At 73.7% G+C, this 21437-nt stretch carries 20 protein-coding genes and 2 tRNA genes; 10 read left to right on the forward strand and 12 right to left on the reverse strand.

The features are described 5' to 3' along the window. Nucleotides 1-38 precede the first annotated feature (38 nt). Nucleotides 39-854 (reverse strand): SOS response-associated peptidase, encoded by an 816-nt coding sequence (locus C6N75_RS07860; protein WP_105868125.1) that lies wholly within the window; start codon nt 852-854, stop codon nt 39-41. A 160-nt stretch (nt 855-1014) separates the two neighbouring features. Here C6N75_RS07860 and C6N75_RS07865 point away from each other — a divergent pair, with 160 nt between their 5' ends. The 7 genes from C6N75_RS07865 to C6N75_RS07895 all read left to right on the forward strand — a co-directional run bounded on the left by C6N75_RS07865 (nt 1015) and on the right by C6N75_RS07895 (nt 6728). Beyond that, nucleotides 1015-1764, forward strand: a complete 750-nt coding sequence (locus C6N75_RS07865; RefSeq protein WP_105868126.1) for a M50 family metallopeptidase — start codon at nt 1015-1017, stop codon at nt 1762-1764. Between the two features lie 107 nt (nt 1765-1871). Then, nucleotides 1872-3218: a 3-phosphoshikimate 1-carboxyvinyltransferase gene (aroA, locus tag C6N75_RS07870; RefSeq protein ID WP_105868127.1), complete on the forward strand. Its 1347-nt coding sequence runs from the start codon at nt 1872-1874 to the stop codon at nt 3216-3218. A gap of 12 nt (nt 3219-3230) precedes the next feature. Further along, nucleotides 3231-4241, forward strand: a complete 1011-nt coding sequence (rsgA, locus tag C6N75_RS07875; protein WP_105868128.1) for a ribosome small subunit-dependent GTPase A — start codon at nt 3231-3233, stop codon at nt 4239-4241. A gap of 87 nt (nt 4242-4328) precedes the next feature. Beyond that, complete coding sequence (locus C6N75_RS07880; RefSeq protein WP_105868129.1) at nt 4329-4652, forward strand: DMT family transporter; 324 nt, start codon at nt 4329-4331, stop codon at nt 4650-4652. 80 nt (nt 4653-4732) lie between these two features. Continuing rightward, complete coding sequence (gene hisN, locus C6N75_RS07885; RefSeq protein WP_105868130.1) at nt 4733-5545, forward strand: histidinol-phosphatase; 813 nt, start codon at nt 4733-4735, stop codon at nt 5543-5545. A gap of 164 nt (nt 5546-5709) precedes the next feature. Beyond that, complete coding sequence (locus C6N75_RS07890; protein ID WP_105868131.1) at nt 5710-6138, forward strand: CBS domain-containing protein; 429 nt, start codon at nt 5710-5712, stop codon at nt 6136-6138. A 170-nt stretch (nt 6139-6308) separates the two neighbouring features. Next, a complete protein-coding gene (locus C6N75_RS07895; protein WP_105868132.1) occupies nt 6309-6728 on the forward strand; it encodes a Fur family transcriptional regulator in 420 nt (139 codons plus the stop codon). A 125-nt stretch (nt 6729-6853) separates the two neighbouring features. On the opposite strand, the gene C6N75_RS07900 is transcribed toward C6N75_RS07895, so the two are convergent. The 4 genes from C6N75_RS07900 to C6N75_RS07915 form a co-directional block, all read right to left on the reverse strand. Then, nucleotides 6854-6927 (reverse strand) — tRNA-Met (locus C6N75_RS07900). Nucleotides 6928-6993: 66 nt separating this feature from the next. Next, nucleotides 6994-8844: an SEL1-like repeat protein gene (locus C6N75_RS07905; RefSeq protein WP_105868133.1), complete on the reverse strand. Its 1851-nt coding sequence runs from the start codon at nt 8842-8844 to the stop codon at nt 6994-6996. Between the two features lie 337 nt (nt 8845-9181). Continuing rightward, a tRNA-Met gene (locus C6N75_RS07910) sits at nt 9182-9255 on the reverse strand. A gap of 95 nt (nt 9256-9350) precedes the next feature. Beyond that, on the reverse strand, nt 9351-12341 hold the full coding sequence (locus C6N75_RS07915) for a UPF0182 family membrane protein (protein ID WP_105868134.1): 2991 nt from the start codon (nt 12339-12341) through the stop codon (nt 9351-9353). A gap of 170 nt (nt 12342-12511) precedes the next feature. On the opposite strand from C6N75_RS07915, the gene C6N75_RS07920 reads away from it, so the two are divergent. Then, a complete protein-coding gene (locus C6N75_RS07920) occupies nt 12512-13069 on the forward strand; it encodes a PPA1309 family protein (RefSeq protein ID WP_105868135.1) in 558 nt (185 codons plus the stop codon). A gap of 58 nt (nt 13070-13127) precedes the next feature. Here C6N75_RS07920 and C6N75_RS07925 read toward each other — a convergent pair whose 3' ends face one another. The 4 genes from C6N75_RS07925 to C6N75_RS07940 form a co-directional block, all read right to left on the reverse strand. Beyond that, nucleotides 13128-14216: a YlbL family protein gene (locus C6N75_RS07925; RefSeq protein WP_105868136.1), complete on the reverse strand. Its 1089-nt coding sequence runs from the start codon at nt 14214-14216 to the stop codon at nt 13128-13130. A gap of 120 nt (nt 14217-14336) precedes the next feature. Then, complete coding sequence (locus tag C6N75_RS07930; RefSeq protein WP_105868137.1) at nt 14337-14579, reverse strand: hypothetical protein; 243 nt, start codon at nt 14577-14579, stop codon at nt 14337-14339. A 265-nt stretch (nt 14580-14844) separates the two neighbouring features. Next, entirely contained in the window at nt 14845-15306 is a 462-nt protein-coding gene (locus C6N75_RS07935) for a molybdenum cofactor biosynthesis protein MoaE (RefSeq protein ID WP_105868138.1), read from the reverse strand. Nucleotides 15307-15514: 208 nt separating this feature from the next. Further along, nucleotides 15515-16624: an SDR family oxidoreductase gene (locus C6N75_RS07940; protein WP_105868139.1), complete on the reverse strand. Its 1110-nt coding sequence runs from the start codon at nt 16622-16624 to the stop codon at nt 15515-15517. A gap of 215 nt (nt 16625-16839) precedes the next feature. On the opposite strand from C6N75_RS07940, the gene C6N75_RS07945 reads away from it, so the two are divergent. Beyond that, a complete protein-coding gene (locus tag C6N75_RS07945; RefSeq protein ID WP_105868140.1) occupies nt 16840-18309 on the forward strand; it encodes a zinc-dependent metalloprotease in 1470 nt (489 codons plus the stop codon). After that, nucleotides 18306-18860 (forward strand): NUDIX hydrolase, encoded by a 555-nt coding sequence (locus C6N75_RS07950; RefSeq protein ID WP_105868141.1) that lies wholly within the window; start codon nt 18306-18308, stop codon nt 18858-18860. Before C6N75_RS07945 ends, C6N75_RS07950 begins: the two co-directional genes overlap by 4 nt. A 66-nt stretch (nt 18861-18926) precedes the next feature. On the opposite strand, the gene C6N75_RS07955 is transcribed toward C6N75_RS07950, so the two are convergent. The 3 genes from C6N75_RS07955 to C6N75_RS07965 all read right to left on the reverse strand — a co-directional run. After that, nucleotides 18927-19682, reverse strand: a complete 756-nt coding sequence (locus tag C6N75_RS07955; RefSeq protein WP_105868142.1) for an AIM24 family protein — start codon at nt 19680-19682, stop codon at nt 18927-18929. Between the two features lie 19 nt (nt 19683-19701). After that, nucleotides 19702-20382 carry an AIM24 family protein gene (locus C6N75_RS07960; protein ID WP_105868143.1) on the reverse strand — a complete coding sequence of 227 codons (681 nt, stop codon included), beginning with the start codon at nt 20380-20382 and terminating at the stop codon, nt 19702-19704. A gap of 13 nt (nt 20383-20395) precedes the next feature. After that, on the reverse strand, nt 20396-21437 hold a 1042-nt coding region (locus C6N75_RS07965; RefSeq protein ID WP_181160394.1), incomplete at its 5' end, for an AIM24 family protein.

Genomic DNA, 21437 nt, shown 5'->3' on the forward strand with positions numbered 1-21437 from the left:
CCTGCACCGCGCCGGGGCGGCTCACGCGGAGCCGGTGCTCAGAACAGGGTCGGCTCCTCCGGAGCGGCTATCTCCTCGACCAGCTCGGGGCCGTTGTTGCGGACGTTGCTGACCGCGGTGGCGACCGGGTAGGCCCGCATCAGCCCCTCGAGCGGCGGGGCGAGCAGGTCGCGCAGTCCGTCGCCGCCGGTGCGGGAGGGGTCCAGCCAGGCGTCCCAGCGGTCGGGGGTGAGCATCAGCGGCATCCGGGGGTGGATGTCGGCGAGCGTGCCGGGGCCCTGGGCCGGGGCGACGCCCAGCGGGCCGGTCTCCGCCTCGGTGGTGATCACCGAGCAGGTCACCCACCACGCGTTCGGGTGGTCGTCGGGCAGGGTGCGGTCCCGCCAGAACTCGTACAGCCCGGCGAGCGCCATCACCGATCCGTCGGCCGGAGTGACGAAGTACGGCTGCTTCCGGGGCCGCTTCTTCCTGCCCTCGGCCTCCAGTTCGCGCTCCTGGGCGCCGGTGACCCACTCGAAGTATCCGTCGGCCGGCAGCAGGCAGCGGCGCTCGGCGAAGGCCCGCCGGTAGGACGGCTTCTCGTGCACCGTCTCGGCCCGCGCGTTGATCATGCGGGCGGCGCCCTCGGAGGTCTTGGACCAGGAGGGGACCAGTCCCCACTTCAAGGTGCGGAGCTGGCGGACCGGCCGCTTGTCGTCGGCGCCCTTCACGGGGCGCTCCAGGACGGCGTACACCTCCTTGGTCGGCGCCACGTTGTAGTCGGGGGCGAGCGTCTCCTCGGGCTCCCACCGCTCGACCTCGAAGATCCCCGCCAGGTCCTCGGGCCGCCGGCTCGCCGCGTACCGTCCGCACATCGTCTCGCTCCACCCCTCCGTGTCGTCGCGCCGTCGCGCGCCCTTCGAGCGTACGGGGCCGGGCTTGAGCCGGTACGCCCGTTCGGGTGAGGGTGTGGTCTCCCGCACCTGTTCCGCGGGGCCGGGAACCCGTCAGGCGCCGCGAGGAGTCGTCCCCTACATGAGTCCGCACACACCGCTTCTTCCGACCGCCGCCCCGGACGGCTTCGACCCCGGGTCGCTGTGGGACCGGCTGTCGGGCCTGCAACCCGCGCCCGACCTGTGGCTGGTGATCGCCACCGCCGTCCTCGCGCTCGTCGCGGTGGGCCCGTACGCGCTGTGGAGGCTGTCCAGGAACGCGATCACCATCGCCCACGAGGGCGGTCACGGGCTGGTCGCGGTGGTCACCGGGCGGCGGCTGGACGGCATCCGGCTGCACTCGGACACCAGCGGGCTGACCGTGAGCCGGGGCAAGCCGACCGGCCTGGGCATGATCCTCACCGCGGCGGCCGGTTACACCGCGCCCTCGCTGCTGGGCCTGGGCGGGGCCTGGCTGCTGGCCGCGCACCGGATCACCCTGCTGCTGTGGGCGGCCACCGCGCTGCTGCTGGCGCTCCTGGTGATGGTCCGCAACGCCTACGGGGTGCTCACCGTGGTGCTGACCGGCGGGGCCTTCGTGCTGGTGTCCTGGCTGACCACGCCGCAGGTGCAGGCGGCGTTCGCGTACGCGGCGGTGTGGTTCCTGCTGCTGGGCGGGGTGCGCCCGGTGTTCGAGCTCCAGGGCCGGCGGCGGCGCGGCGGCGCCCCGGACTCCGACGCCGACCAGTTGTCCCGGCTGACGCACGTGCCGCCGGCGCTGTGGCTGCTGCTGTTCCACGCGGTGGCGCTGTGCTCGCTGATCGGCGGCGGGCGCTGGCTGCTGGGTCTGTAGGCCGCGCCGCCGGGCCTTTCGGGGGCCGGTCCCGGGGGGCGGTCGGGGGCTTCTCACCCCTCGGTCCGCGCGCGTCCGCGCCCCGGCCGCCCTACTAGAGTGAGGGCATGACCGCTACCCCCGCCCAGCCTGATCTCTGGACCGCTCCGCGCGCCGGCGGAGCCGTCGACGCGACCGTCACCGTGCCCGGGTCCAAGTCGGTCACCAACCGCGCCCTGGTGCTGGCCGCCCTCGCCTCCGAGCCGGGCTGGCTGCGCCGGCCGCTGCGCTCGCGCGACACCCTGCTGATGGCGCAGGCGCTGCGCACCCTGGGCGTCGGCATCGAGGAGGGCGTCGGCCCGGACGGCACCGGCGAGCGCTGGCGGGTCATCCCGGCGCGGCTGCACGGCCCGGCGGCGGTGGACGTGGGCAACGCCGGCACGGTGATGCGGTTCCTGCCGCCGGTGGCCGCGCTGGCCGACGGCGACGTGCGCTTCGACGGGGACCCCCGGTCCTACGAGCGCCCGCTGCACGGGGTGATCGACGCGCTGCGCGCGCTGGGCGCCCGGATCGACGACGGCGGGCGCGGCGCGCTGCCGCTGACGGTGCACGGCGCCGGGGCGCTGGAGGGCGGTTCGGTGGAGATCGACGCCTCCTCGTCCTCGCAGTTCGTCAGCGCGCTGCTGCTGTCGGCGCCGCGGTTCAACCAGGGTGTGGAGGTGCGGCACACCGGTTCCCGGCTGCCGTCGATGCCGCACATCCGGATGACGGTGGAGATGCTGCGGGCGGTCGGCGCGCAGGTGGACGAGCCGGAGACGGGCGGCGAGCCGGACGTGTGGCGGGTCTCCCCCTCCGCGCTGCTGGGCCGCGACCTCACCGTGGAGCCGGACCTGTCCAACGCGCAGCCGTTCCTGGCGGCGGCGCTGGTGACCGGCGGCCGGGTGGTCGTCCCGGACTGGCCGCAGCGCACCACCCAGCCGGGTGACGCGCTGCGGGAGATCTTCACCGCGATGGGCGGCTCCTGCGAACTGACCGAGCAGGGCCTGGTGTTCTCCGGCACCGGCGTGGTCCACGGCATCGACGTGGACCTCGGCGAGGTCGGCGAGCTGACCCCGGGCATCGCCGCGGTGGCGGCGCTGGCGGACTCGCCGTCGGTGCTGCGCGGCGTCGCGCACCTGCGGCTGCACGAGACGGACCGGCTGGCCGCGCTCACCAAGGAGATCAACGGCCTGGGCGGCGACGTCACGGAGACCGCCGACGGCCTGGAGATCCGGCCGCGGCCGCTGCGCGGCGGGGTGTTCCACACCTACGACGACCACCGGATGGCGACCGCCGGCGCGGTGATCGGCCTGGCGGTGCCGGGCGTGGAGATCGAGAACGTGGCGACGACCGCGAAGACCCTGCCGGACTTCCCGGCGATGTGGACCGGGATGCTCGGCCTCGAGACCGCGGGGGCGGCGGACCGGAATGCGTAGGTCCTGAAGCACATGCGGCGCTACGGCAAGCACACCGACGAGGACGACATCCGCTCCCGCCCCAACCGGAAGGGCAACCGGCCGCGGACCAGCATCCGGCCCAAGCACGAGGACGCCGCCGACGGCATGGTCCTCACCGTGGACCGGGGCCGGCTGACCTGCCTGGTGGACGGGCGGACCGTCACCGCGATGAAGGCCCGCGAGCTGGGCCGCAAGGCCGCCGTCGTCGGCGACCGGGTCTCCCTGGTCGGGGACCTGTCGGGGGCGAAGGACACCCTGGCGCGGATCGTGCGGATCGGTGAGCGGGCCTCGGTGCTGCGCCGCACCGCGGACGACGACGACCCCTACGAGCGGGTGGTCGTCGCCAACGCCGACCAGTTGGCGGTGGTGACCGCGCTGGCCGACCCCGAGCCGCGGCCGCGGATGATCGACCGCTGCCTGGTGGCGGCGTACGACGGCGGCCTGGAGCCGCTGCTGGTGCTCACCAAGTCCGACCTGGCCTCGCCCAAGGAGCTGCTGGAGCTGTACGGGGCGCTGGACATCCCGTTCGTCGTGACCAGCCGCGAGGAGCTGTACGAGGGGGACGGCGCGGACCGGGTGCGCGAGCAGCTCTCGGGACGGACCACCGCGTTCGTCGGCCACTCGGGCGTCGGCAAGACGACCCTGGTCAACGCCCTGGTGGGCGAGGAGCGGAGGCGGGTGACCGGCCATGTCAACGCGGTCACCGGGCGCGGCCGGCACACCACCACCTCGGCGCTGGCGCTGCCGCTGGCCGGGGCGGACGGCTGGGTGATCGACACCCCGGGGGTGCGGTCCTTCGGGCTGCACCATGTGGACCCCTCCCGGGTGATCCTCGCCTTCCCCGACCTGGTGCCGGGCACCGAGGAGTGCCCTCGGGCGTGCAGCCACGACGAGCCGGACTGCGCGCTGGACGCGTACGTGGCCCAGGGGCACGCCGACCCGGCGCGGCTGGAGTCGCTGCGCCGGCTGCTGGCCACCCGGGAGCGACGCGAGGGCGACTGACCGCCCGCAGGTCCGCCGGGAGGCCGGTGGGCTGTGTGCATACTCGCTGCCACGACGACCGTCAGCGGGACGCGGGAGGCACGGACGATGGCGTGGCTGCTGGTGATCATCGCCGGGCTGCTGGAGACCGGTTTCGCGGTCTGCCTGAAGCTGTCGCAGGGGTTCACCAGGCTGTGGCCCACGGTGGCGTTCGCGGCGTTCGCGCTGGGCAGCTTCGGGCTGCTGACGCTGTCGCTGCGCAAGCTGGACATCGGTCCGGCGTACGCGGTGTGGACCGGGATCGGCGCGGCCGGCACCGCGATCTGGGGGATGCTGTTCCTCGGCGACCTGGTCTCGGTGCTGAAGATCGTGTCCATCACGCTGGTCATCCTGGGCGTGATCGGGCTCCAGCTCCCCGGCTCGGCGCACTGAGGTTCCGGGTGCGGGCGCGCGGCGGTCCCTCCGCCGGACGGGTGATCGTCGGCGCGCGGTCCGGGGTTAGAGTCGAGGGCATGGCCGACTACCACGATGACCTGCGTCTCGCCCATGTCCTGGCGGACGCCGCCGACGCCGCCACCATGGACCGCTTCAAGGCGCTGGACCTGAAGGTCGAGACCAAGCCGGACATGACGCCGGTGAGCGAGGCCGACCGGGCGGCCGAGGAGCTGATCCGCGGCCAGCTCCAGCGGGCCCGGCCACGGGACTCGGTGCTGGGCGAGGAGTACGGCGAGCAGGGCACCGGCCCGCGCCGCTGGGTGATCGACCCGATCGACGGCACCAAGAACTACGTGCGCGGGGTGCCGGTGTGGGCCACCCTGATCGCGCTGACCGAGGCCGGTCCGGGCGGCTTCCAGCCGGTGGTGGGGCTGGTGTCCGCGCCGGCGCTGGGCCGCCGCTGGTGGGCGGCGAAGGGCCTGGGCGCCTACACCGGCCGCAGCCTGACCTCCGCCTCCCGCATCCACGTCTCCCAGGTGGGGAAGATGGCGGACGCCTCGTTCGCGTACTCCTCGCTGAGCGGCTGGGAGGAGCAGGGGCGGCTCGGCGGCTTCCTGGACCTGACCCGGGCGGTCTGGCGCACCCGCGGCTACGGCGACTTCTGGCCGTACATGATGGTCGCCGAGGGCGCGATCGACCTGGCCGCCGAGCCGGAGCTGTCGCTGTGGGACATGGCGGCGCCCGCGGTGGTGGTGCAGGAGGCGGGCGGCTCCTTCACCGGTCTGGACGGCGCCCCCGGCCCGCACAGCGGAAACGCCGCGGCCTCCAACGGCCTGCTGCACGAGGAGCTGCTCGGCTACCTGGGCCGCCGGGACCCGGCGGCCGGGTAGGGCACGAGGCGCTCCCGGTGCGCGCCGGGCCGTTCGCGCCGCGCTCCCCCTTGTTGGCTCCGCCGCGGGCTGCCACTCTGAGAGGGATCCCACTTGTGAACTTGTGAACGGTTTCTCATGGCTCGATCATGCGGAGGCCGTCCACCAAGGAGGTGGTTCCATCCATGCTCGTCCGTGACGCCATGAGCCCGGTCGTGCTGACCGTCGGCCCCGCCCACTCCCTGCGCCAGGCAGCCATGCTGATGGCGGCCCGCAGGGTCGGCGCGGCCCTGGTCCTCGACCACGACACCACCGTCCCCGGCACCAGCGGCCTCGGGATACTCACCGAACGGGACATCCTCGTCTCGGTCGGCTCCGGTCAGGACCCCGACCTGGAACCGGTCGGCGCGCACACCACCAACAACGTGGTGCTCGCCACGCCCGACTGGACCCTGGAGCAGGCCGCCGCGGCGATGGCGCACGGCGGCTTCCGCCATCTGATCGTCGTCGACGGCGACGAACCCGCCGGCATCGTCTCGGTCCGGGACGTCATCCGCTGCTGGGCGCCCGCCCGCGCCGACGCGAACCGCCGCCCCACCGCGCTGAGCGCCTAGGGCCCGTCCGACGAAGAGCGCCGTCCGCCCGGAGGGCCGGCCCCCAGCACAGGGGCCGGCCCTCCCCGCCGACGGCGACCCGCTCGGCGCGTTGGACGCCGTCCAAGTCGATCAGCCATCCAAGACCACACACATTCAGACCTGGGGTGGCGTCCTGTTAGGCTGGCCTCATGAGTGACCTGTTGGAACGACTGCGTGGCCGGGGCTGGCGGATGACCGCTCAGCGCCGTGTCGTGGCCGAGGTCCTCGACGGGGACCACGTACACCTGACCGCCGACGAGGTGCACGCCCGTGCCGCCGAGCGGCTGCCCGAGATCTCCCGGGCGACCGTCTACAACACCCTGGGCGAGCTGGTGACGCTGGGCGAGGTGCTGGAGGTCTCCACCGACCGGCGCGCCAAGCGGTACGACCCCAACGCCCACCGCCCCCACCACCACCTGGTGTGCGCGGACTGCGGCGCGATCCGCGACGTGCACCCCACCGGCAACCCGATGGCCGACCTGCCCGCCGCCGAGCGCTTCGGCTTCACCGTCTCCGGCGTCGAGGTCACCTACCGCGGCCTGTGCCCGGACTGCGCCGCGGCCGCCTAGCCGCGCACCATACGCAGAAGGGGGGCGGGCCCGATGCGGGCCCGCCCCTCCTCTTCGCGTCCGCGCCCTGCGCGTGGATACGCCGGAGGCCCGATCCTGTTTCCAGGACCGGGCCTCCGGTTCAGTAGCGGGGACAGGATTTGAACCTGCGACCTCTGGGTTATGAGCCCAGCGAGCTACCGAGCTGCTCCACCCCGCGTCGGTGAACACCACCTTACGGGGCGGAGCTGACCTGTGCAAATCGATACCGGGCGGCCCGCACGGCTCAGGCGGTCAGCTCCTGGTGCAGCGCCTCGCTCAGCCGGGCGGCCCGCTCGGCCACCTCGGCCGGGCCCAGCTCCACCGCGCGGGCGCACCAGCGGCGCCCCTCGGCCAGCTCGCCCCGGCGGGCGGCCAGCAGCGCGAGCCGCAGCGCGGCCCGGCCGTGCCCGGCGCGGGCGGCCCGGGTCCACCACAGGCACGCCTCCCGCTCCTGGCCGTCCCGCGCCAGCAGCAGGCCCAGGTTGAACGCGCCGTTGCGGCTCCCCGCCTCGGCGGCCTCCCGGTACCAGCGGGCGGCCTGCGCGGAGTCGCCGCGCTGGGCGGCCAGCATGCCGACCCGCACCTGGGCCCGGCGGTGCCCCTGCTCGGCGGCCCGCTCGTACCACTCCTCGCACTCGCTCTTGGGCGCCCGGGACTCCCCCAGCGCCGGACCGCCGGCCGACGGCTGGCGCGCGTCCAGCACGGTGGCCAGCCGGAACGCCGCCTCCGCGCTGCCGCCGCCGGCCGCGCACCGCAGATGGCGCTCGGCCTCCTGCTCGTCGCCGTCCCGCAGCTTGGCCATGCCGACCTGTAGGGCGGCCTCGGTGTGCCCGGCCGCCGCGGCCCGCTCGTACCAGCGCAGCGCCTGGGCGTCGTCGTCCCGGCCGGCGTGCAGGATGCCCAGGTTGAAGGCGGCGTCCACGCTGCCCGCCTCGGCGGCCTTGGAGAACCACGGCTCGGCCCCGGCCGGGTCGCCGCCCTGGAGCAGCAGGATGGCCAGCGCGTTGGCGGCCTCCCGGTGCCCGGCGTAGGCGGCCCGGCGGTACCACTGCTCGGCCTGGGCGGTGCGGTTCTGCCCGGCGGACAGCAGCCCCAGGTTGTAGGCGCCGTTGACGTCGCCGGCGTCGGTGGCGGCCCGGTACCAGCGCTCGGCCGTCTGGTGCTCGCCGCGGGCGGCGTGCAGCGCGCCCAGCGCGTTGGCGGCGTTGCCGTCGCCGTCCTGGGCGGCGCGCAGCCACCACACGGCGGCGCTGTCCTCGTCGCCGGCGTCGCGCAGCAGGAAGCCGAGCGCGCAGGCGGCCCGCGCCTCGCCGTCCTTGGCGGAGGTCAGGTACCAGCGGCCGGCCTCCTTCAGCTCGCCGCGGCGCTCCAGGATCGCGCCGAGGTGCAGGGCGGCCCGGCGGTGTCCGCGGGCGGCGGCCTGGCGGTACCACAGCTCGGCCTGCTCGCCGCCCTGGCCGACCTCGGCGCCCTCCGCGCCGGGCCGCTCGGCCGCCGCCCGGTCCAGGGCGCGGGCCAGCTTGTAGGCGGCCTCGCGGTGGCCCTGCTCGGCGGCGGCCCGCAGCCACCGCTCGGCGCCCGCGTCACTGCGGTGCTCCAGCAGGTCGGCCAGCGCGTACGCGCCGAGGGCGTGGCCCTGCTCGGCGGACTGGCGCAGCCAGTACTCGGCGGCCGGCTCGTCGCCGCGCTCGCGGTGGTGCCGGCCCAGGGCGTGCGCGGCGGCCGCGGAGCCGGCCACGGCGGCCACCCGCCACCAGCCGGCGGCCTCGTCGGTGTAGCCGCGCTGGTGCAGCAGGACGCCCAGGTTGTTGGCGGCGGCGCGGTCGCCGTCGGCGGTGGCGCCGCGCAGATAGGGCTCGGCGCCGTCCAGGTCTCCTCGGCGCAGCAGCATCGCGCCGAGCACGCTCATCGCGGCGGTGTCGCCGCTGTCGGCGGCGCGGCGGTGGCCGGCCTCGGCCTCGACGGCGGCCTCGGCCGCCTCCAGGGTGGCGGCGTCCATGGCGGCGTCACCGGTCGCATCTGCGGCGCTACCGGCCTGCCTCTGCACAAAACGCCCTGTCTCCAACAGAGTTGCCCTGTCCCCCATAATTCCCATCGTCGCACCGTCCGCTACCCGCGTACACCTGGTATACCGCAGCCAGAGAGGTCACTTCAGCGTTTTGTCGACATGCCCACACAGAGACAAGTCAAACACGCGGCGGGTCAACTCCCTCCAGCAGGCTGGATCTTCGCACCCCGCACTGACAACGCCTGCCCCGTGAACGGCGGATGTCCCGTCCGAGTGTCCGTGAAGCGGGCCGTGTTGACACCGGCGGCTCGCCTGGACCGCGGCTAGCACGCGCATGCGACGGATCCGGCCGGGCCGCGGTCGGCCGCGTCCGGACATGACGAGGGCCCGGATCCCTGTAAGGATCCGGGCCCTCGTCTTTCAGTAGCGGGGACAGGATTTGAACCTGCGACCTCTGGGTTATGAGCCCAGCGAGCTACCGAGCTGCTCCACCCCGCGCCGTTGTGTTCACAACCCTAACACGACCGGGTGAGGGGCGATGACCACGGTGGCGGCGGACCGGGTGCACCCACGCACCCGGCCCGCCGCGACGCTCAGTCCCCGGCCGGCTTGTCGCCCGCCGCGGGCTTCTCCCCGGCAGCGGGTTTGTCGCCCGCCGCAGGCTTGTCTCCTGCCGCCGGCTTGTCGCCGGTCGCCGGGGTCTCCGCCTTGAGGCGGGCGTCCGCCTCGGCGGCCCGGCGCAGCGCGTCGGCCAGGGCGTCCTGGGACTTGCCGTACGCCGTCCAGTCCTGCTTGGCCAGCGCCGCCTCGCCGTCGTCGTACGCCTTCTGGGCGTCCGCGATGGCCTTCTGCAACGCGGCCTGCGCGTTGGCCGGCGGCTGCTCGGTGTCACCGGGCGGCTGGGTCGGCGGTGTCTGGCCGTCCACCCCGAACACGCCGTTCAGACCGGCCGCGAGGGTGTCCTCGAACACGGTGGTGTCCTTGGTGGTGTCGCCCTTGGGCTGGTCGGCGTCCACGTACGACACCGCCACCTTCTTCAGCAGCGGGTAGAGCGCGTTGCGCCCCTGCGCGTACACCGGCTCGACGTAGAGGAAACCGCCGTCGAGCGGCACGGTGAGCAGGTTGCCGTACTGGATGTCGGAGTCGGCGCCTCTGAGGTCGCGGACGAACTGCGCGACCGACGGGAGGGAGTTGAGCTTGGACTGCACCTGGGCTGGGCCCGGCACGTCCGAGGTGACTCTCAGCAGCCTGATCTTGCCGTAGTCCTTGCTGCCGGCGTCGGCGTCCACGCTCATGAACGCGCCCAGGTTGGGCCGCCCGCTGGGGGTGAACGTCGTGGTCAGCGAGAACTGCTGCTTGTCCTGGCCGGGCATCTTCAGGCTCAGGTAGTACGGCGGGACCGCGTTGCCGTCCTTGTTGGTCGGGTCGTCCGGCACCTGCCAGGCGTCCGAGCCGGTGTAGAACTGCGCCGGGTTCTGGATGTGATAGCGGGTGAGCAGCTCGCGCTGGACCTTGAACATGTCCTGCGGGTAGCGCAGGTGCTCCTTGAGGTCGTCGCCGATGGCGCTCTTGGGCTCCACGGTGCCGGGGAACGCCTTCATCCAGGTCTTCAGGACCGGGTCCTGGGTGTCCCACTGGTACAGCTTCACCGTGCCGTTCTCGGCGTCCACGGTGGCCTTGACCGAGTTGCGGATGTAGTTGACCTGGTTCTGCTGGGCGATCACCGCGCGGGTCTGGTTGTTGCTGGTCAGCGAGTCCGCGGTGGTGTCGCCGAGGGTGGTGCGCGAGGCGTACGGGTAGCCGTTGGTGGTGGTGTAGGCGTCCACGATCCACTGGATGCGCCCGTCGACGACCGCCGGGTAGGCGTCGCCGTCGATGGTCAGCCAGGGGGCGACCGCCTCCACGCGCTGCTTGGGCGTGCGGTTGTACAGGATCCGCGAGCCGTCGCCGATGGCCCCGGAGTACAGGATCTGCGGCTCGTTGAAGGCCACCGCGTAGGCGGCGCGGTTGAACCCGTTGGACAGGTCCACCCCGCTCTTGCCCTGGTAGCTGGTGGTCTTCTCGCCCTCGCCGCCGCTGGCGTCGTAGTCCAGCTCCTTCTGCGGGCCGCCGACGATCGAGTACTGCTCGGTCTTCTCGCCGTAGTAGATCCGCTGCTCGTAGCGGGGCAGGTCACCGCTGCTGGGCAGGCCGGACTCGGTGAAGACCGGCGAGCCGTTGGCGTCCACCGAGGTGCCGGCGGCGGCGATCGCGCCGTATCCGTGGGTGTAGGTGAAGTGGTCGTTGATCCAGTTCCGCTTCGGGATGCCGCGGATGTTCAGCTCGCGCAGACCGATGACGGTGTCCTTGCCCTCGTACCGGTCGACGTCGAGGGTGGCGGGGAACTGGTAGTACTTCCGCCGCTGCTCCAACTGCTGGAACGTGGGCGAGACGATGTTGGGGTCGAGCAGCCGGTAGCTGGCGGCGGAGTCGGAGTTGGCCCGCAGGACGCTCTTGTCCTTGACGGTGGACTTGCCGCTGTAGTTCTCCGCCTTGGTGTCGGCGATGTCGTACGCCTCGCGGGTCGCCGCGATGTTCTTGGCGATGTACGGGGCTTCCTTGGCCTGCTCGTTCGGCTGGACCTGGAACTTCTGCACGATCGCCGGGTACAGGCCGCCGATGAGGACGGCGGAGAGCACCATCAGGCCGAAGCCGATCACCGGGAGCTGCCAGGTGCGCCGCCACAGGGTGGCGAAGAAGAGCACCGCGCAGATGACGGCGATGCAGAACAGGATGGTCTTCGCCGGCAGGTAGGCGTTGGCGTCGACGTACCGCAGTCCGGTCCAGTTCCCGGTGGCCTTGAAGTCGGAGGACTTCACCGCCAGGCCGTAGCGGTCCAGCCAGTAGGCGACGGCCTTGAGCGCCACGAACACGCCGAGCAGCACCGACAGGTGCCCGGTGGCGGCGCCGGTGGCGCGCGCGCCGGGGCTGGTGACGCGCAGCCCGCCGTACAGGTAGTGCGTGAGCGCGGCGGCGACCAGCGCCAGCACGGCGGCCGCGAAGCCGAAGCCGAGCAGGAAGCGGTACCAGGGCAGGTCGAAGGCGTAGAACGCCACGTCCAGGCCGAACTGCGGGTCCTTCTGCCCGAAGGGCACGCCGTTGACCCACATCAGCCAGGTGCGCCACTGGCCGGAGGCGGAGGCTCCGGCGATCAGCCCGACCAGCGCGGTGATCGCCAGCAGCACCCACTTGCGGTAGGGGGCCAGGCCCATGCGGTACCGGTCCAGGCTCTGCTGCTCCAGCGACATGGCGCTGAGCGGCGGGCGCAGCCGGTAGGCCAGCCACATGTTGAGGCCGACGGCGAGCGCCATCAGCAGCCCGAAGACCGCGAACAGGCCGATCTTGGTGAGCAGGGTGGTGGTGAAGACGGAGGAGTAGTCCACCGAGCGGTACCACAGCCAGTCCGTCCAGAACCCGGCGAACATGACGAAGAGCATGGCCAGCACGGCCAGCACCCCCAGCGTCATGAGCAGGGTACGGGCCCGCCGGGACGGCCGGCCGACTCTCATCCGTGGCCCGGTCGGGCCTCCGCCGCGGTCCGGCATCTGGAAAGCCAACGTGCGCCCCTCGAGTTCGCGATCGTGTTCTGGAAGCTGCTGTGCCGTCTGCGGCGACGGCTTCGTACGGGCCCAGCGATGGTAGAGCCCACTGATGCAACTTACTGAGGCTTTACCTAGTTCCCGCATCCGGGGCGGAAGGAGGCAGGATATTGACCATGTCTGATGTCTCCCCCTCCGGTCCCCCGATGGCCGCCAGCCCGCTGACCCGCGCCGTGCTGGAGATCGACGAGTACGCGGCCGGGCTCGGCTGGGACCGGCCCGCCCGGCTCTTCGCCCTGGTCGACACCGCGAAGCTGCGCGCGCAGGAGCCGGGCCTGGCCGCCCAGCTCGGTATCGACGGGGAGGAGACGCCGGCCGCACTCACCCCGATCGAGCAGGACGAGATCCCCGCCGACCGGCCGCTGGACGAGTTCCTGGGCACGGTCGCCTGGCCCGACGCGGTGGCCGGGTGCGCGATGACGGTGGAGCGGCTGATGCTGCCGCCGTCGGCCGAGGGCTCGGTGCCGGACGGCCTGGACGAGGCGAAGCTGGCGCAGTGGGTGGCCCGGCACCCGGACCGCCAGGAGGTGCGGATGACGGTGGCGGTGCTGCGCGACGGCGCGCGGGAGTCGGCGCTGCGGCTGCGCGCCAAGGACTCGGCGACCGAGGTGCTGACCGGCTCCGACCTGGTGCCGGGGCTGGCGGACGCGCTGGCGGCGACCTTCGAGGAGTAGGGCCCGCGGCGGTACGGGGCGGGGGCGCGCGCTCCCGCCCCGTGTCCGGCTGTCCGGCTCAGCCCGCCGAGCAGCTCGGCAGCTCGGCGGTGTCCCCGGCGCGCAGCTTCTCCAGGGAGCTGACGGCGCTCTTGAGGGTGTCGACCTTGATCAGGGTGAGCCCGTCGGGGATGTCGGCGGCCGCGGTGGCGCAGTTGTCGGCCGGGGTGAGGAAGTAGCGGGCGCCGGCCTCGCGGGCGCCGACGAGCTTCATGGTGATGCCGCCGATGGGGCCGACCTTGCCCTCGTCGTCGATGGTGCCGGTGCCGGCGATGAACTTCCCGCCGGTGAGGTCGCCGGGCTGGAGCTTGTCCACCAGGCCGAGCGAGAACATCAGCCCGGCGCTGGGGCCGCCCACGTCGGCCAGCTTGATGTCGATGGGGAACGGGAAGGTGTGGTCGGTCTGGGCCTCGATGCCGACGATGGCCCGGCCGCCCTCGGGGGCGGCGGCGGTGGTGAGCACCACCCGCTCGGTGCCGACCGGCTCCCGGCCCGCCTTCTCGGCGGCCGCCGCGTCCTTCGCCGGCACGATGGTGAACTCCACGTCCTGCCGGGGGCGGTGCTTGGTGACGAGCTTGGCGACGTCCTGCGGCTGGCGGACGGGCTGCCCGTCCACTGCCTTGATCAGGTCCCCGGCGTGCAGGCTGCCCTCGGCGGGGCCGTCCTTGAGGACGGAGCCGACGACGACCTGGGTGGCGACCGGCAGGCCGAGCTGTCCGAGGGCGGCGACCTTGGCGCTCTCCTGGGACTGGCTGAACTCCTCGGCGTTCTCCTGGGTGGACTGCTCCTCGGTCTTGCCGTCCGGGTAGAGCGTCTCGTGCGGCACGACCACGCTGTCGTGGGCGATCCAGCCGTAGATCGCCTCGGGTAGGTTCATCCGGTAGTCCGCGCCGGTGACCCGCACGGTGGTCATGTTGAGGTGCCCGCTGGTCGGGTACGTCTTGCGGTCGGAGACCTGGAGCACCGGCTCGCCGCGCGCGTCGCCCAGGGTGTTGACCGTGGGCCCCGGGCTCATCTCCGAGTACGGCACCGGGAAGAACACCCCCGCGCAGAGCAGCGCGATCAGGACGAGGGTGGAGGCGAGCATCGTCGCGGTGCGGCGTGGCATGGAACGACAGTACGGGAACAGCCTGTGAGTGCACCCCCGGGGCCGGTCCGTCCGGGGCGCTCGACGGCCGCTCTACGGTGATGCCGGGGCCGCTCCGCGGGGGGGGCGCGGCGGGCCGGGTCAGACCGGTTCGACGCTCTCCACGGCGTCCACCGGGTCCCTGGCTTCGAGGCTCTCCGCCGGGCGGGCCGGTGCGGCGGGCTCGGCGTCGGGGCGCACCTTCTCCATGGCGTCGCGGAAGCGGGCGTATCCCGCGAGCTCGGCGACGTCGCCGGTGGTGCGGTCCCGGGAGGCCCAGCCTCCCCATATCGCCGCGCCGACGGCGGCGAACAGCGGAATCAGCAACCAGGCCAGAACTGCCATCACGACCTCCCGTCCCCGTGTGCCAGACGGCACGCTGCGAGCGGCATGCCCGGCGGTGCGCGGCATGCATACAAGCGGCTGACCCCATCAGCAGATTAGCCCCTCACGCCTACAACGCTGCTGGCGGGGGGCGGGTTACGCAAATCGGTCGGGCGTCGGCCGTCCGGGTGGTCTTGGGAGCGACCCCGGCGGGCCGGGGCCCGCGACGGCGCACCGGGCAGGGCTCCGCCGGGGCGCGTCGTCGCGCGCGGCGGCGCAGAGTACCTCAGCAGGCGCCGACCCACTCCTCGGTGCCGTCGGAGAAACGCTGGTGTTTCCAGATCGGCACCTCGTGCTTGAGGTCGTCGATCAGCTTGCGGCAGGCCGCGAACGCCTCCGCCCGGTGCGGGCAGGAGACGGCGACGACCACCGCCAGGTCGCCGACGGAGAGGTCGCCGACCCGGTGCACGGCGGCCAGCGCGCGCACGGGGTGGTCGGCGGCCACCTTCTCGGCGACCCGGCGCAGCTCGGCCAGGGCGCTGGGGTGGCCGGAGTAGCCGAGGCCGTCGACGTCCGCACCGCCGTCGTGGTCGCGCACGGTGCCGACGAACAGCGCGGTGCCGCCGGCCGCGTCGTCGCCGACGGCCCGGAAGACCTCGTCCAGGGAGAGCGGGGTGTCGCGGATGTCCAGCAGGCGGATCGGGTCCTCGGCCGCGTACTCACCGGGATGCTCGTGCGTGGGTGCCATGAAAACCATGGTGCAGCACCGGACCGGCGGGACGGAATTGCCTCTTCGCCCGTCCCGGGCGGCTGTCGGCTTGGAGCCTCCTACAGGACCGCGGCGTCCCGGAGCCGGCGCCCGGAAGCCCGCGCCGGCTTCCGTACGCCGTACCGGCGGCCCGCTCCCACAGGCCGTACCGGACCCCGCGGCCCGCTCCCGTACGCCCTGCGCCGTACTAGAGCCCGCGGCGCCGCCGGGCCCGGCGTACCAGCGCGGCGGTGCCGAGCAGCGCGACGGTGGCGCCGGCGGCGGCCGGGGCGATGGCGTCCTTGGCGCCCAGCCGCCGGCCGGCCACCGTGTGCCGGCCGGCGGCCTCCTCCAGCAGCGCGGCCAGCACCTCCTCGTTGGTCCACGCCGGCCGCCAGCCCGCGTCGTGCAGCCGGCCGACGCTGACCACCCACGGGTGCATGGTGTACGCCAGGTCGCCCGCCGGGGACGGGGTGAGCCCGATCCGGTGCAGCCGGGCCGCCGCGCCCAGGGCGACCGCCGAGGGCAGCTCCATCCGGCGGATGCCGCTGAGCTGCTCGACGTCCTCCTGCTCCAGCCAGCCGTCGCAGCCCACCGCGAAGTCGCCCTCGACCTTCTCCAGCGCCGCGTACTCCAGCGCGCTGACCAGGTCCTCGACGTGGCAGAACTGCCAGGCGGGCCGGGATCCGGCGACCACCAGCAGCCGTGGCGACTCGAAGTAGCGGGTCAGCGCGGTGTCGGTGCCGCCGACCAGGACGGCCGGACGCACCACGGTGACGTGCAGGCCCGGGTGGGCGCGCGGGGCGCGGCGGGCCAGCCGTTCGATCTCCAGCAGGTCGCCGACCCCGGTGGCCTCGGCGGTGGCGCGCAGCTCGGCGTCCTCGGAGAGCGGGATGTCGTTGTCGGGCAGCGCCCCGTAGACCATCGCCGAGGTGCACAGCACCACCCGGTGCACCCCGGCGGCGGCCGCCGCGGTCAGCACGGTCTGGGTGCCGCGCACGTTGTGCGCGGTGCGCGCGGCCGGGTCGGTCTCCAGGTCGAGGTCGAGCGCGAGGTGCACCACGACGTCGACGCCGCGCAGCTTCTCGGCGATGGCCGGGTCCCGCACGTCCAGCACATGCCACTGCGCCTCGGCGCACTCGCCGCGCCGCTCGTCGATCGCGACGACCCTTCTGACCTCGTCGGACGCGGCCAGGCGCCGGGTCAGCAGGTCGCCGGCCCCGGAGGCCGCACCGGTGACGGCGACGACCGGACCGCGGCCTGCGGACGGGGAACGGGGGTTTCGCGCAGCGCGAACCTGCGGTTCTGGGGAACTCACCGGGCGACTCCAGCGGTTGTCTTCAGTACGTACGTTATGACGCGTACGTACCAGGTGGCGTCCATCCTGCCGCAGGCCGGGCCCCGGTGGGGCACCCGGCCCCGGGCGTGCCCGCGAGCCCCCGCCGGGCCGGGCGAAGGACCTACGCTGAATGGTGACGTCGGGCAGCCCCGCCGTCGGCGCGAGGCCGGCGGCCCTACGAGCCGAGGAACCCCGTGAGTGACACCCCATTCGGATTCGGCCTTCCGCCGGAGGAGCCGGAGGACGGCGACGAAGGCAGGAAGAAGGGAGGAGCCGAGGGCGGCCGAGGTGGCCAGGGTGCCGGTGGCAACCCGTTCGGTTTCGGCGGCCTGCCCGGGGGCTTCCCCGGCGGCGGCCCGGGCGGCGGGGACAACCCGTTCGCCGCGATGTTCGGCTCCATGAACCCGGGCGACCTCGGCGCGGCCTTCCAGCAGCTCGGGCAGATGCTCAGCTACGAGGGCGGCCCGGTGAACTGGGACATGGCCAAGCAGATCGCCCGCCAGACCGTCGCCCAGGGCACCTCGGACGGCACCAAGGACGCCAGCGTCGGCTCGGTTGAGCGGGCGGCCGTCCAGGAGGCGCTGCGCCTGGCGGACCTGTGGCTGGACGGGGTGACCTCGCTGCCGTCCGGCGCGAGCACGGCGGTGGCGTGGAGCCGCGCCGAGTGGGTGGAGGCCACCCTGCCGGCCTGGCAGCAGCTCGTGGACCCGGTCGCCGAACGCGTCGGCACCGCCATGGGCGACGTGCTGCCGGAGGAGATGCAGGCCATGGCCGGCCCGCTGATCGGCATGATGCGCTCCATGGGTGGCGCGATGTTCGGCCAGCAGATCGGGCAGGCCGTCGGCACCCTGGCCGGCGAGGTCGTCGGCTCCACCGACGTCGGGCTGCCGCTCGGCCCGGCCGGCAAGGCCGCCCTGCTCCCGCTGAACGTCGCCGCCTTCGGCAAGGACCTGGGCGTCTCCGAGGAGGAGGTCCGGCTCTACCTGGCGCTGCGCGAGGCCGCCCACCAGCGGCTGTTCGCCCACGTCCCGTGGCTGCGGGCGCACCTGTTCGGCGCGGTCGAGGGCTACGCCCGCGGGATCGAGGTGGACACCTCCAAGCTGGAGGACGCGGTGTCCGGCCTGGACCCGTCCAACCCGGAGCAGCTCCAGGAGGCCCTCCAGCAGGGCATGTTCCAGCCGGAGGACACCCCCGAGCAGAAGGCGGCGCTGGCCCGGCTGGAGACGGCGCTCGCGCTGGTCGAGGGCTGGGTGGACGCGGTCGTCCACGAGGCCGCCAAGTCCCGGCTGACCTCGGCGGACGCGTTGCGCGAGACGCTGCGCCGGCGACGCGCCTCGGGCGGCCCGGCGGAGCAGACCTTCGCCACCCTGATCGGTCTGGAGCTGCGTCCGCGCCGGCTGCGGGACGCCTCGCGGCTGTGGGCCTCGCTCACCGACGCGCGCGGCGTGGACGGCCGGGACGACCTGTGGGAGCACCCGGACAACCTGCCGACCGCCTCCGACCTGGACGACCCGGACGGCTTCGTGCACCGCGAGCACGCCGACTTCTCCGAGCTGGACAAGATGCTCGGCGAGGCCGCCGGCGGCCAGGCCCCGAAGAAGCGCGGGCAGGGCGAGGACGGCGCCGACGAGGACGGCTCGGGCGGGGGCGACGCGGCCAAGTGACCCTGCACGACGACGCGGTCCTCGTGCTGAAGGGCTACGAGGGCTCCGAGGGCGCTGAGGGCTCCGCGGGCCGGCTCGGGCTGCGCGAGCAGTACCTGGACCACCTGGCGGCCCACCCGGACGCCATGTGGAAGCGGTGCGAGGCCGGGCATCTGACGGCGAGCGCGCTGGTGGTCGACCCCGAGCGCGGCCGGGTGCTGCTGACGCTGCACCGCAAGCTCGGCATGTGGCTCCAGATGGGCGGCCACTGCGAGCCGGGCGACGCGACGCTGGCCGCGGCCGCGCTGCGGGAGGCGACCGAGGAGTCCGGGGTGCGAGGTCTGGCGCTGCTGCCCGGCGGGCCGCTGAGGCTGGACCGGCACCCCATCCCGGCGCCCTGCAACTGGCACCTGGACGTGCAGTACGCGGCGCTCGCCCCACCGGACGCGGTGGCGGCCATCAGCGAGGAGTCGCTGGACCTGCGGTGGTTCGGCTACGACGAGGTGGCCGGCGTCGCCGACGCCTCCGTCGTCCGCCTGGTGGCCGCGGCCCGCGCGGCCCTGGACGGCTGAGACCTGCCGCTGCGGGGAGGGGCCCGGTCCTTCACGGCCCGGGCCCCTCCTCCGTGCCGCTGCCGCTCAGTTCCAGGCGTTGTTCTGGTTCTGGGCGTGCGAGCCGTGCTGGCCGGCGCCGTACTGGGCGCGCAGGCCCTGGCCGATGTCGGCGGCCTGCGGCGGCATGACCTCGCTGGGCTGCACGAGGGCGAAGCCCTGGCCCATGAAGCTCAGCTCCCAGCCCTCGCCGGTGCTGCCGCGGCGGCGGCGCACGCTGGAGGAGTGGGTCTGCGCCTGCATCTGCACCCGCAGGGCGGACGACCAGGCCACGATGGCGTCCGCGTCCACGTTGACGTACGTCTCGGGGGTGACCCGCATCATCAGCGGCTGCCCGGAGGTCATCAGGGCGACCTGGCCGCGGCCGGAGATGTTGAGCTGGTACTTGCCGGAGCCGGAGATGCCGTACTGGCTGTCGACCGCGATGACCTCGGTGTGCAGCGTGGAGTCCAGCGCCAGGACGTAGGCGCTGTCCACGGTCAGGCCGTCCTGGTCGACGTCCACGAGGTGGATGTACTGGGCGAGGTTGGCGAGGTAGACGGTGCCCTGCCCGGAGCAGCGCATCAGGTCCAGGCCCTCGCCGGTGCGGGCGCGGGCCCGGCGCTGGCCGCCGGTCTGCACCTCGCCGTCGAAGTCCACCAGCCCCTGGTAGGCGACCATCGCGCCCTTGCGGGCCAGGACGTCGTCGTGCCCGGTGAGCGCCACCCGCAGCAACTGCGGGTTCTGCACGGCGTACCGGTCCTGGGTCTGCTGCTCGGTGTAGCTGAAAAGCGGGCTCTGCATGGTGTGTTCTCGCTCCCCCTCAGCCCCGGACCCGAAGCCGGTCGGTGCTGTCCTCGCTCGGTTGTACGACGACGATGCCCTGGCCGGAGAAGGCCATCTGGTACGCCTCCCCGCTGCCGCGCCCGATCAGGGAGGACGCCTTGAAGCTGCGCTTGCCCTTGACCTTGAGCGCGGGCGACCAGGCCACCAGCGCGTCCGGGTCCACGTACGTCTCATCGTCGCCGCGGCCGCAGTCGACCACGATCGGGGTGCCGCGGGAGGTGAGGGCGACCCAGCCGGTGCCGGCGATCTGCACGTTCCACAGGCCCTGGCCGGCGAACTTGGCCATGCCCTTGACCTTCTCCACGCCCCACTGGAGGTGGGCGTCGAAGGCGAGCAGGTTGGTGCCGTTGACGGACAGCGCGTCGTTGTCGAGGTTGATCACGACCACGTCGGCGCCGTAGTCGGCGAGGTAGAGCAGGCCGTCCCCGGCGCACTTCATGATCGGCGCGCCTTCGCCGGTCACCCAGGACGAGGCGATCTGGCGCACGGCCGGCGGGTTGGGCTCGTACTGGACGAAGCCCTCGTAGGCGACGACCGAGCCGGTGCGGGCGTACAGGTCGTGGCCGGAGGCCATGGCGACCTTCAGCATGGCGCGGCCGTGGTTCTCCATCCGGGCCGCCACGGGGGTCGGGGCGTAGCCCGCGAGCTGCTGGTTCATGTTCCGGGCTCCTTCAGACCTCGTAGGGCTGGACGACGATGAAGTTGCCGGGTGCGCCCCGGAACTGGAGGTTGACGGTCTCCCCGCTGTGGCCGGGGTAGGCGTTGCGGCGCAGCCGGACCTGGCTGGAGAGCACCACCTGGGAGGCGGCGGACCAGGCGACGACCGCGTTGCAGTCGGCGAAGGTGGTGGGGGTGACGGGCAGCACCACGGGGGTGCCGTGGGTCTTGACGACGACGGTGCCGGTGCCCTGGAAGAGCATGGTGAACAGCGCGCCGCCGGGGATGCCGTGGCCCTCGACGCGGCGCACCTCGTGGTGCAGCGACTCGTCGAAGGCGAGGACGTTCTCCGCGGAGACGCAGATGCCGTCGCCCTGGAGCTCGATGGGGTGCAGGTGGGCGCTGTCCTCGGCGAGGAAGACCTGGCCGCGGCCGGAGCAGCGCATGAGCTGCATCTCCTGGCCGGTGGCGTTGCCCACGATGCGGCCGGTGAAGCCGGCGCCCTTGTAGCCGAACTCGACCTTGCCCTGGTACATGACCATGCTGCCCTGGCGGGCCAGCACCGGGGTGCCGCCCATGGCCAGGTCGACCCGCATGAGCTGCTGGTTCTGCGGGGTCCAGCGCTGCCCGGTGGGCGTCTCGCGGTACTTCTGGAGGGCGGCGGCGAGCCCGGCCCCGCCCTGCGGCGGGCCCTGCGGGATGCCGTACCCGCCCGCGCCGGGCGGCTGGGGCTGCCCGAACTGCGGCGGCTGGGCCTGGCCGTAGCCGGGCGGCTGGGCGTACCCGCCGGGCGCGGGCGGCTGGCCCTGGCCCGGGACCTGTCCGTACGGCGGTGTCTGGCCGCCGGTGGGCGGCTGCCCGTACGGCGACGGCGCCGGCGGGGCCAGCGGCGCGGCCATGGTGGGCGCCGAGTGCATCTGCGGCGGCGCCGGCGGGGCCTGGTGGCCCGCGGGCTGCCCGTACGGCGGGGTGCCGGCCGGTTGGCCGTGCGGCGGGGTGCCCGGGGGCTGGCCCTGGGCCGGCGGGTAGCCGTATCCGCCGGGGCCTGGCTGCGGC

The sequence above is a fragment of the Streptomyces solincola genome (genome assembly GCF_002982015.1).
Lineage (GTDB): Bacteria > Actinomycetota > Actinomycetes > Streptomycetales > Streptomycetaceae > Streptomyces > Streptomyces solincola.